The sequence below is a fragment of the Halolamina salina genome (genome assembly GCF_042678005.1).
GTDB lineage: Archaea > Halobacteriota > Halobacteria > Halobacteriales > Haloferacaceae > Halolamina > Halolamina salina.
This window is the reverse complement of the sequence record NZ_JBHUDH010000130.1, coordinates 11,047-21,617: the sequence shown is the minus strand read 5'-3', so window position 1 is coordinate 21,617 and position 10,571 is coordinate 11,047. Positions and strand designations below refer to the sequence as shown.

Here is a 10,571-nt window from a genome sequence, read left to right as displayed (position 1 = left end):
CCTCCTTCGAGACGCCGACGGCGGGGATCGGGCCGGGGCGGTTGTTGTAGCCGACCTCGCCCGTCGGCGGCAGCGCGCCCTCGATGTGGTTCCGGAACACGAACGCCACCGCGCCGTGGTCGGCCGCGTTGACGTATTTCTCCATCCGGTGGAGCCAGCGGTCGGCCGACTCGGGCGTGTCGCTCGTCGCCATCGCGATCGCGCCGTCGAGCTCGGCGCTTTTGGCCTCGAACTCCTCGTAGGTGCCGTCGCCCACGTCGACGATCGGCGCCGTCGCCTCGCCCGCGGGCGTGCCCGGGAGCGCGACGACCTGGTGACTCCCCTCGTGGACGCGCTCGTTCGGCGACTCGACGGTCAGCGAGGAGCTGCCGCGCCACCAGCCGGGGATCTCGAACTCCTCGATGTGGGGGTTTCGGAGTCCGGCGTCCTCGAACGCCTCGCGGATGATCTCGGCGCCGGCTGCCTCGCCGGTCTGCCCGGCCATGCGGTTGCCCACGTCGACGAGCTCCTCGAGCCGGTTCCAGGCGAACAGGCTCGTCTGTGCGTCGCCGACGACGGCGTCGGGTAGGTGAACCATATTCGACGCTGTTTCGGCCGCGGGATAAAGGGGTGCGGGTCGCGGAAAGAGCCGGTAGGGCGACGCGAGCGGCGGCGGGCTTCCCGGCGCCCGTTGGATAGCTTTTTGTGCCGACTCGCCCGAACGCAGAACATGATCCCCGGCGCAACTGACCCCATCTCGCGCGACGGCAAACTGCTGATCCTGGCGTACGATCACGGTCTCGAACACGGTCCCGTGGACTTCGAGGCGGTGCCGGAGTCGATGAACCCCGAGCACGTCTTCGACGTGGCGACCCACGACGCCGTGACCGCGCTGGCGGTCGGCAAGGGCGTCGCCGAGGCCCACTACCCCGACTACGAGGAAGAGGTCAATCTGCTCGCGAAGATCAACGGCACCTCGAACCTCTGGATGGGCGAGCACGACTCCGCCGTGAACTGGAGCGTCGAGTACGCCGACGAGCTCGGCGCCGACGCAATCGGTTTCACCCTCTACGGCGGCTCGAACCACGAGGTGGAGATGGCCGAGGAGTTCGCCGAGGCACAGGAGGAAGCACGCGACCGGGACATGGGCGTCGTCATGTGGTCCTACCCGCGCGGGCAGGGCGTCAAGAACGACACCAAGCCCTCCGTGATCTCCTACGCGGCCCGACTCGGCCTCGAACTCGGCGCCGACGTGGCGAAGATCAAGTACCCCGGCGACCCCGAGGCGATGGCCCACGCCTGCGACGCCGCGGCGTCGACGGACGTGGTGATGTCCGGCGGCTCGAAGGCCTCCGACGAGGCGTTCCTCTCGACGGTGAAGGAGGCAATGGACGCCGGCGCGAAGGGGCTCGCGGTCGGCCGGAACGTGTTCCAGCGGGAGAACCCCGAGGCGCTGCTCGACGGGCTGGAGAAGATCATCTTCGAGGAGACGTCCGTTGAAGAGGCGCTGGCCGCCGTCGAGAGCCACGGCGAGCAGGCGACGCTCGACTGATGAGCGACACCGTCGACGACGTGCTCGAGACGGTCGCGGCGGTCGCCCCGGACGTGCGCGGCGGCCTCCCGGGCCGACGACTCACGGAGGCGGGCGTCGAGAACCCCTCCGGCGAGAGCGTCACCGCCGCCGACGTTCACGCCGACGAACTGTTCTTCGAGGCGCTGGGCGCCATCGACGGCGTCGCCGAGTTCGCCAGCGAGGAGCGGGAGGCGGTCGTCGACACCGGCGACGGCGCGCCCGGCGAGGGCGACGTGGCGGTCGCGATCGACCCGCTCGACGGCTCCTCGAACCTCGCTTCCAACAACGCGATGGGGACGATCGTCGGGATCGCCGACGAGTCCCTACCCGCGGCGGGAGAGAGCCTCGTCGCCGCGGCGTACGTGCTCTACGGCCCGATCACGACGATGACCGTCGCCCGCGAGGGGACGGTGACGACCTCCGTGATCGACGGCGGGGAGGCCCGCGCGGTCGAGGAGGACGTCTCCCTCCCGGACGATCCCGTCGTCTACGGCTTCGGCGGCCGAGTGCCGGAGTGGCCCGACGCGTTCCGCGAGTACGCCCGCGAGGTGGAGTCGGAGCTCAAACTCCGCTACGGCGGCGCGATGGTCGGCGACGTGAATCAGGTGCTGAGCTACGGCGGGATCTTCGCCTACCCCGCGCTCGAGTCGGCGCCGAACGGGAAGCTTCGCCTGCAGTTCGAGGGCGCACCGATCGCGAAGATAATCGAGGCCGCCGGCGGCGCCTCCTCGGACGGCGAGCAGTCGCTGCTGTCGGTCGAACCGACGGATCTCCACCAGCGCGTGCCCGTTCACGTCGGGAACGAGGCGTACGTCGAGCGGCTGGAGGCGGCGCTCGCGGACTGAATCGAAGTCAGGCGCTCGGTGTGATGTCTTCGGCGTCGACGCCACACTCCAGTCTGACCTCGGTGTTCTCGTCGACGACGTAGACGCCGTCGTCCAGCCCCGACGCCGCGAACGGGTAGTCGCCGTTCAGGCGCTCCGGCGTTTCGGGCGCGTCCGGGAGGCCATCCGCGGGTGCGAACTCCCCGAATGGATCCTTCGGCGAGCAGTCGTGACGGTCGTAGAACGCCTCGTAGCGCTCGTAGTACGCGGCAGACTCGTCGGGCGGGAACTCGATCAGTTCGCCCCAGCCGTGCCGGATGAACGTCCACGACCCTTGGATGTGGGTGATCTCGCGGGCCTGTGCCTCGGGGTATCCCTCGCGGAGCGCGGCGAGGTAGACGTCGATGGCGGCGTCGAACAGCGCGTCGAACAGGGGGCGGCGGGCTGTGCCGTCCTGCTCGCTGTGCTCGACGAAGAAGTCGGCGTGGAGATCGACCAGCCACGAGCGCGTCCAGTCGGTGACGAGGGGGATCTCCCGTTCGAGGAGCAGCTGCGTGGCGTAGTTTTTCCAGCTCTGGTGGAGACGCATGGGCGTCGTTTCGGGAGCGAGACGGGAGTAGTTGGGGGCCGGCGGCGTCGCCCGGAACGACAGTTTCTTACGGCGATTGGGCCGTAGGTGGGGGTGCGCGCGGGTTGCCGAGCCAGGCCAAAGGCGTAGCGCTTAGGACGCTATCCCGTAGGGGTCCGCCGGTTCGAATCCGGTCCCGCGCATACTGCCTCGAACGAACGTGAGAGGCATGTATGCGCCACGTGAGGATTCCGAACCTTGCGAGGAACGCACAGTGAACGGAGTGAGCGAGCATTTCTCGCTCCGGTTCGAATCCGGTCCCGCGCATTTTCTGTCCGAGCGACAGCGAGGGAGAAAATCGCTATGAGGATTCGAAGCAGGGAGGTCGCGCGCAGCGAGCGAGCACGTCCGACCGTGGTTCGAATCCGGTCCCGCGTATCGTTTTGAAGAAACGGCAGAGCGGTCTTTACGTACCGAACTGTGCAGCCACTACCGATCGCTCCCGGGCATGCCGTCCCGAACCCGCTCCCGGACGCTCTCCCGGAAGCTCCGCTGCTCCGTGAAGTCACGCAGCCGCATCTGGTCCGAGGAGATCCCATCGTCCTCGTCGGCGCCGAGCAGCCGCGGTAGGGCGGTCTGGGCGAACGTCATGGCGATCACCAGCACGATCGGCGCGAAGAACAGGCCGTAGAACCCCAGCACCACCGGCCCGAGCGTGTACGCGAGCATCAGGAGTCCGACGTGAGTGGTCTCGCCGCTCAGGATCGGCCGCAGGAGGATGTCCGGGATCGTGTCGACGACGACGACCGCGACGGCGAGGAAGCCGACGACGTAGACGAGCAGCGACTGGTCGCCGCCGAGCACGATCGGGAGCGCGGCGATCGCCGTCAGCGGGAGGTAGACGATCTTCATCCCCACCACCGGGATCAGGCTCGCGATCCCCGTCAGCGTCCCCGCCAGCGCGGGGTAGGGGACCTCCGCCGGCGCGGGGGCGACGGCGTTGTAGGCGGTGAACGACGCGATCGCGATCAGCGAGATGGCGATCACGTTCAGGAGGTTGCCGAACAGCACCGACTCCAACTCCTCGTCGGCGGCCTCCAGATACTCCCGGATGATGGCGTCGTCGTCGAACCGGAGCAGCCAGTCGCGCATCCGCCGGCCGTCGATCAGCAGGTAGTAGGTGACGATCACGACGACGAAGAGGTTGAGGAAGAAGCCCGAGACCAGCGAGGTCAACAGCTCCGCGTGGTCGGTCGCGAACTGGATGAACGGCGAGAGGTCGCCCGACTGGTACGCCTCGTACAGCCCCTGCACGGTGAACTCGGGGATGCGGTCGATCCCGCCGAGCCACTCGACCTCCGTCGCCGCCACGTCGAGCAGCGAGTACTGCTCCACGAACGACCGTGCCTCGATCACCAGTAGCACCGTCGCGTAGCTCACGAGCAGCAACAGCGGCACCGCGAGCGAGGCGAGCACCGTCACCGCCCGCACCCGCGCGGGGAGCCGGAGCCGCCGGAGGAACTTGAAGTACCGACGCGTCGAGTAGTAGAGGAACACCGACACCGTCAGCGGGGCGATGAACCGGTGTGCGAGGAAGCCGACCATGGCCGTGACGGCCACGCCGAACAGGGCGATAATCAGCCGTCTCTCGTCCATACGCGACCCATCAGCGCGTTCCGTCTAAAGCTTGCTGGGAAGCTCCCCGCAGGGGCGGCGTCGGACGCCCGTCTGACGGACCCACAAACCCTTTGATCCACGGGCGGGATTATTCTTGATAATGTCGACCCCTGCCGATCTCCTCGACGACCTGACGGCGGATCTGGACGCGGTGTTCGTGTTCTCCCCCAGCAGCGGGTTCTACGAACGCTTCGAGGATCTCGACGGGGAGGTTGTGGTTATCGCGCCGGAGAACGTCGTCGACGCCGAGGTGTTCGTCGAGCTACCGCTGGAGTTCGAGAACGTCCGCGACCGGATCAAGTTCGGCGTCGAGGGCGCGATGGACCGCGGTGTCGTCGACGACGGCGACGAGGTGGCGTGCGTCGTCAGCGTGTTCGACGAACACGACTCCGTCGTGCGCGTCCGCGCCGACGAGTCGATGCACTCCGGCGTGTACGACCTGTTCGCGAACTCGCGTGCGGATCCGGGGGTCATCCGCGACGTGTTCGAGGTGGTGATCGAACTGGGGAAGAAAGGCCAGAAGGGCAAGCCCGTCGGCGCGCTGTTCGTGATCGGCGACGCCGGGAAGGTGATGAACAAGTCCCGGCCGCTCAGCTACAACCCCTTCGAGAAGTCCCACGTCCACGTCGGCGACCCGATCGTGAACGTGATGCTCAAGGAGTTCTCGCGGCTCGACGGCGCGTTCGTCATCAGCGACTCCGGGAAGATCGTCTCCGCGTACCGCTACCTCGAACCGGGGGCCGAGGGCGTGGACATCCCGAAGGGGCTGGGCACCCGCCACATGGCCGGCGCGGCGGTCACCCGGGCGACCAACGCGACCGCGATCGTGCTCTCGGAGTCCGACGGGATGGTCCGGGCGTTCAAAGGCGGCGAGCTGATTCTGGAGATCGACCCGGAGGACTACTGATGCCCCCGATGGCCCTCCAATCCGGGTTCGAGGCCGGCGGCCCGCTGGGCGCGGTTCCCGAGCGGATCTGGCTCGCACTCGGGGTGTTCGTCCTCGCGGTGCTTCTCGCGTGGCTGGTCGTCAAAGTCAACGCCGGACTGCTCAGACGGGCGGGCTTGCCGGAGACGATTGAGGGGACGGCGTTCGAGCGCACCGCCCGCGGGATCGGCACCTCGACGGTTGCGATCCTCTCACAGCTCTCGGGGTGGTTCATCGTCATCCTCGGCGCAATCGTCGCCGTCTCCATCGCGGAGCGGAGTTACGCCGAGCAGTTCTGGTCGCAGGCGACCGGCTTCTTCCCCAGCTTCTTCGTCGCCGTGTTGATCCTGATCGTCGGCGTCATCGTCGGTGACAAGGTCGAACTCGTGCTCTCCGAGCGGCTGCGGAGCGTCAAGCTCCCCCAGATCGGGATCGTCCCGACCGCGGCGAAGTACAGCGTCGTCTACGTCGCGACCGTGCTCGCGCTGGATCAGATCGGCGTCGCGACGTTCGCGCTGGTCGTGCTGCTGGCGCTGTACGCCCTCGCGCTGGTGGTGTTCGGCGTCGTCGCCGGCAAGCAGATGCTCACCTCCGCGGCCGCGGGGCTGTACCTGTTCCTGAACGAGCCCTACGGTATCGGCGACACGGTGAAGATCAACGGTCAGCGCGGCGTCGTCCAGGAGATCGACGTGTTCGTCACACACATCGAGTCCGACGGCGAGGAGTACATCGTCCCGAACGACCGCGTGTTCGAGGGCGGGATTGTGATCGTCCACGACGACTGACGCCGCCGAGGCGTCACTCCCGGTCCAGCGGCTCCGCGGGCACGCCCGCGACGGTTTCGCCCTCGGGCACGTCCTCGGTCACCAGCGAGTTCGCCGCGACCTGCGCGTCGTCGCCGATCTCGACGCCCGGGAGGACGATCGCGCCCGCGCCGATCATCGCCCGATCGCCGACGACCACGTCGCCGAGGCGGTACTCCTCCTGTAAGAACTCGTGACAGAGCAGCGTCGCGTCGTAGCCGACGATGGCGTCCTCGCCCAGCGTGATGCGCTCGGGCCAGAACACGTCCGGGGTGGCCTCCAGCCCCCACGAGACGCCCGCCCCCACGTCGGCGCCGAGCCGCCGGAGCAGCCAGTTCTTGAACCGGAGGCTGGGGGAGATCCGGATCAGCCAGACGGCGACGTAGTTCAGTGCCACGCGGAGCGGGGACTTGGCGTCGGGCCAGTGCCGGAGGGAGTTCCGCGGGCCGGGCGTGGCGTGGCGGTCCAGTCGCTCGAACCGCGTGTCGTCGCTCATGGACGGGGTTGGTCGGGGGGAGACAAAACGACAGGGGGCAGCGACCGATTTAAGTTCTCCCCGAAAATCGTTCCGTCCGTCTTCTCTCGGCGGGAGCCGCAGCACTGTGCTGGGCCCCGCCGGCCGCCGCCCGCAGCGGTGTCACGATGCAACGAGACACCACGACGGTACGACCTGCTGAACCGAGACGCACACTACCGATCGGCCCGATCCGCGCCGTCGGTCCCACCCACGGCGTCGACACGGTCCGGGACTGCCCGCTCCCGAGGTGGCGGCGATGAGCCTCCCGTCGATCACCGACGCCGCGGCCGAACAGGACTGGCCGGTCCTCGCGATGCTTCGGCGATACGTTCCCGGTCGGCGGGCGCTGTTCGGCGCCGCGGTCGTCACCACGGTACTGTGGCGGCTGTCGACACTCGTCGCGCCGTACTTGCTCGGCCAGTTCGTCGACGGGTTCCTGCTCGGGAGCGGCCTCTCGCTGCCACTCGTCCCTTCGGGGTGGCTCCCCGTCGACACCGGCAGCCAGTTCCGGCTCCTGCTTGGGGCGTTCCTGTTCGCCGGCGTCGTCAACGTCGGAACCAACGCCCTCCGTCGGGCGTCGTGGCGGTGGCTCCGGGGCTCGATGCTGCACGACCTTCGGACCGACGCGTTCGACGCCGCGGGGCTGCTCGGCGTTCCAGTGTTCGAGAGCGAACGCACCGGCGAGGTGATGAGCGTGCTCAACAACGACGTGAACCAACTCGAGTCGTTCCTCGACGACGGGCTCCAGCGAGCCGTCCGAACAGGGGCGTTCTTCGTCGCGACCCTCGTGGCGATGCTGGCGATCCACTGGCAGCTGACTCTCGCGGTCCTCGCCCCCGCGCCGGTGATGGCCCTGTTGGTCGCCGGCTACCAGCGCGCGGTCGAGCCGCGGTACGACGAGCGGCGGGAGGCGGTCGGCGCGCTGAACACCCGGATTCAGCAGGCAGTCGAGGGGATCGAGACGGTGAAAGCCTTCGCCGCTGCGGAGGCGGAGTCCGAGCGAGTCGCCGACGAGTCACGGGCGTACTGGCGGGCCGACTGGGCGGCCGGGAAGCTCTCGGCGCTGTTTTTCGCCGCGCGCCGCGGCGTCTCCGTGGCCACGGGCTTTCTCGTCGTCGCGGTCGGCGGCTCGTGGCTGCTGTTCGGGCCGCCGGGGCCGTTCACCCGACAGCTCTCGGCCGGGACGTTCGTGACGTTCTACTTCTACAGCGGGATGTTCGTCGGCGAGTCCTCGCGGCTGGCTGACGTGGCCGACGGCTACACCGACGCACGGGCGTCCGCCAAGCGCGTCCTCGGCCTGCTTCGGTACCCGACGGGGAACGCCAAGGGCGGGAACGCTCTCGGCGACGTGTCGGGGGCCGTCGCCTTCGAGGACGTACGCTTCGGCTACCCGGAAGCGACCGATCCCGCACTCCGGAGTGTCTCCTTCGCCGTCGAGCCCGGGGAGTTCGTCGGACTGATCGGGCCGACCGGTGCCGGGAAGTCGACGGTGCTCAGACTCCTGCTGCGGTTCTACGACCCTGACTCGGGGACGATCGCCGTCGACGGCGCCGACACCACTGGGGTGGCCGCCTCCGACCTCCGCGAGCAGGTCGGCTACGTAAGTCAGGACCCTTACCTGTTCGACGGTAGCGTCGCCGAGAACATCGCCTACGGCGTCCCCGACGCTGATCGCGCGGCGGTCGTCGACGCGGCGAAGCGGGCGAACGCCCACGAGTTCGTCACCGACCTGCCCGAGGGGTACGACACCCGGATCGGCGAGCGCGGGACGCGGCTCTCGGGCGGGCAGCGACAGCGGCTGGCGATCGCGCGGGCGATCCTACCCGATCCGCCGATCCTCCTGCTCGACGAGGCGACCAGCCACGTCGACAACCGGACGGAACTGCTCCTGCAGGAGAGCCTCGCCGAGGCGCGTGCGGGGCGGACGACGATCGCGATCGCTCACCGACTCTCGACGGTCCGGGACGCCGACCGGCTGCTGGCATTTGAGGACGGAGAGATAGTCGAACGCGGCAGCCACGGGGAGCTACTCGACGCGGACGGACTGTACGCGGAGCTCTGGCGGCTCCACGTCGGCGAGACGGTCACGCCGGCACGCGCCCGCTGAGGGCTCGGCCGACGACCGATCGCCGGGGCTACCGCTGTTCAGTGTAATAAACGCAGAAATCCGCAGCGAAGAACCGACTTACAGGCGGGTCAGGTTCGTCGCGCGGGGGCCCTTGTCGGCCTGTTCGATGTCAAACTCAACTTCCTGGCCTTCCTCGAGGTCCGGGCCGCCCACGTCTTCCATGTGGAAGAAGACGTCCTCGTCTGCGTCCTCAGTCTCGATGAAACCGTAACCGCCCGTGTCGTTGAAGAAATCAACCGTTCCAGTCGCCATTGCAACCGAAGCAACGACCCGCTCCCGGATAACCCTTTCGAGAGCGCGACCGCCGCGCTCGTCGGTTCGCCGCCCACAAACGCTTAAGTTCGGCCGCTCACAACCGCCGGGCGAGATGGGGACCAAGAGCAAGACGATCTCCTTCCGCGTCGACGAGGATGCGTTCGAGGCGCTGCGGGAGATCGCGGAGGAGCGCGAGATCTCGTTGTCGGCGGTGTTTCGGGACTACGTCGACACGCTCGTCGCCCACGACGGGCAGGTGGATCTCGTCCCCGCCGATCGGGAGGCCGAGGACGACGAGAGCTTCCCGCCGACGGTGGAGGTGCCGAAGAGCTTCATCCGCGAGCACGAGCGGCTGGAGCTGGAGGCCGACCACCTGCGCGAGCAGCTGGAGGAGCACAAACGCTACATCGACTACCTGCGCGAGCAGGCCGACGAGACGGAAGAGGTCGTCAAGCTCGAGGACCTCGACGGCGACGAGAACACGTACCAGATCGGGTAGTCAGCCCGAGAGTTCCTGCTTGGCTTCGCGAGCGCGGCGTGCGGCCTCCTGGTCCCCTTCGACTTCTGCCAGCGACTCGACGGCCTCCAGCCGTCGGATCGAGCTGTCGAGGAAGGAGAGCACGTCCCCCGAGTAGGCGTACAGCATGTACTCCGCGGACATCGTGTCGACGATGGCGTCGGGACCCAGTCCCTGCGCGCGGAGTTCGAGCAGGTACTGGACGAACTTCTCCTCGGGGTGGCCGCAGTAGGGGTTGTTGTCGCAGTCGCAGTCGAGGAAGTCCTCCGCGAAGTCGAGCACCTTCTCGCGGGTCGCCTCGTCGAGTTTCTCGATGCCGTCGCCCGTGAACAGCAGGTCCAGCGTCGCCCCCTTGAACGCGCCCTTGGGGATCGAGCGCTCCAGTTGGGAGGCGATCTGCCGGTGGTTCTTGACGTAGATCTTGTCGGTGATCGCCACTACCGGCGGTTACGCGAGTCGGCGGCAAAAGCCTCCCGCTCCCCTGCGGCGGCGTGTCACGGGGCCGGGAATGTCGTAACGTATTTCCCTGAAACCGTGGTAGGAATCGCTGTGTCCGGGCTGGGGTAGTGGTATCCTTCAGCCTTGTGGGGGCTGAGACGCGGGTTCAATTCCCGCGCCCGGACCTTCTGGCTGCGAACGAACGTGAGCAGCCGAAGGCTCGTCGAATCCCGCATCCTCACTTATCGGCTATGTTCACGTACGTCGTCGGTCAGACAGCAACCGCAACGGCACAGCATCTCGATGCTTGACTACTTGTGACCGCAGTGCGCCGGGCATGAAGCCCGGCGCAGCGCCGAGTCCCCAC

General features: G+C 68.0%; 12 protein-coding genes and 2 tRNA genes. 8 read left to right on the top strand and 6 right to left on the bottom strand.

Going from position 1 to position 10,571, the window contains the following annotated elements:
- Positions 1-577: PA domain-containing protein (locus tag ACFR9S_RS11370; RefSeq protein WP_379818692.1), on the bottom strand; the 577-nt coding region annotated here is incomplete at its 3' end.
- Positions 578-709: 132 nt separating this feature from the next.
- On the opposite strand from ACFR9S_RS11370, the gene ACFR9S_RS11365 reads away from it, so the two are divergent.
- Together ACFR9S_RS11365 and ACFR9S_RS11360 are read left to right on the top strand one after the other, a co-directional pair.
- Positions 710-1,531 carry a class I fructose-bisphosphate aldolase gene (locus tag ACFR9S_RS11365; protein ID WP_379730921.1) on the top strand — a complete coding sequence of 274 codons (822 nt, stop codon included), beginning with the start codon at positions 710-712 and terminating at the stop codon, positions 1,529-1,531.
- Positions 1,531-2,397: a class 1 fructose-bisphosphatase gene (locus ACFR9S_RS11360; protein WP_379818691.1), complete on the top strand. Its 867-nt coding sequence runs from the start codon at positions 1,531-1,533 to the stop codon at positions 2,395-2,397. Before ACFR9S_RS11365 ends, ACFR9S_RS11360 begins: the two co-directional genes overlap by 1 nt.
- A gap of 7 nt (positions 2,398-2,404) precedes the next feature.
- On the opposite strand, the gene ACFR9S_RS11355 is transcribed toward ACFR9S_RS11360, so the two are convergent.
- Positions 2,405-2,965 carry a DUF6149 family protein gene (locus ACFR9S_RS11355; protein ID WP_379731084.1) on the bottom strand — a complete coding sequence of 187 codons (561 nt, stop codon included), beginning with the start codon at positions 2,963-2,965 and terminating at the stop codon, positions 2,405-2,407.
- Positions 2,966-3,062: 97 nt separating this feature from the next.
- Here ACFR9S_RS11355 and ACFR9S_RS11350 point away from each other — a divergent pair.
- A tRNA-Leu gene (locus tag ACFR9S_RS11350) sits at positions 3,063-3,147 on the top strand.
- 286 nt (positions 3,148-3,433) lie between these two features.
- On the opposite strand, the gene ACFR9S_RS11345 is transcribed toward ACFR9S_RS11350, so the two are convergent.
- Positions 3,434-4,600 (bottom strand): AI-2E family transporter, encoded by a 1,167-nt coding sequence (locus ACFR9S_RS11345; RefSeq protein WP_379731083.1) that lies wholly within the window; start codon positions 4,598-4,600, stop codon positions 3,434-3,436.
- Between the two features lie 121 nt (positions 4,601-4,721).
- Between ACFR9S_RS11345 and dacZ the strand changes: the two genes are divergently transcribed.
- The gene (dacZ, locus tag ACFR9S_RS11340; RefSeq protein ID WP_379731082.1) at positions 4,722-5,528 is read left to right on the top strand and encodes a diadenylate cyclase DacZ; all 807 of its coding nucleotides are present in this window, start codon (positions 4,722-4,724) and stop codon (positions 5,526-5,528) included.
- 8 nt (positions 5,529-5,536) lie between these two features.
- Complete coding sequence (locus ACFR9S_RS11335; protein WP_379731081.1) at positions 5,537-6,331, top strand: mechanosensitive ion channel domain-containing protein; 795 nt, start codon at positions 5,537-5,539, stop codon at positions 6,329-6,331.
- Positions 6,332-6,344: 13 nt separating this feature from the next.
- On the opposite strand, the gene ACFR9S_RS11330 is transcribed toward ACFR9S_RS11335, so the two are convergent.
- A complete protein-coding gene (locus ACFR9S_RS11330; RefSeq protein ID WP_379731080.1) occupies positions 6,345-6,845 on the bottom strand; it encodes an acyltransferase in 501 nt (166 codons plus the stop codon).
- Positions 6,846-7,122: 277 nt separating this feature from the next.
- On the opposite strand from ACFR9S_RS11330, the gene ACFR9S_RS11325 reads away from it, so the two are divergent.
- Positions 7,123-8,973, top strand: a complete 1,851-nt coding sequence (locus ACFR9S_RS11325; protein ID WP_379818690.1) for an ABC transporter ATP-binding protein — start codon at positions 7,123-7,125, stop codon at positions 8,971-8,973.
- 78 nt (positions 8,974-9,051) lie between these two features.
- Here the strand turns inward: ACFR9S_RS11325 and ACFR9S_RS11320 are convergent, their stop codons facing one another.
- Positions 9,052-9,246 (bottom strand): cold-shock protein, encoded by a 195-nt coding sequence (locus ACFR9S_RS11320; RefSeq protein WP_049981782.1) that lies wholly within the window; start codon positions 9,244-9,246, stop codon positions 9,052-9,054.
- A 115-nt stretch (positions 9,247-9,361) separates the two neighbouring features.
- On the opposite strand from ACFR9S_RS11320, the gene ACFR9S_RS11315 reads away from it, so the two are divergent.
- Positions 9,362-9,748, top strand: a complete 387-nt coding sequence (locus tag ACFR9S_RS11315; protein ID WP_379731078.1) for a ribbon-helix-helix protein, CopG family — start codon at positions 9,362-9,364, stop codon at positions 9,746-9,748.
- Here ACFR9S_RS11315 and ACFR9S_RS11310 read toward each other — a convergent pair whose 3' ends face one another.
- Positions 9,749-10,204 (bottom strand): DUF5814 domain-containing protein, encoded by a 456-nt coding sequence (locus tag ACFR9S_RS11310; RefSeq protein WP_379731077.1) that lies wholly within the window; start codon positions 10,202-10,204, stop codon positions 9,749-9,751.
- A 114-nt stretch (positions 10,205-10,318) separates the two neighbouring features.
- On the opposite strand from ACFR9S_RS11310, the gene ACFR9S_RS11305 reads away from it, so the two are divergent.
- A tRNA-His gene (locus ACFR9S_RS11305) sits at positions 10,319-10,389 on the top strand.
- Positions 10,390-10,571: the final 182 nt, after the last annotated feature.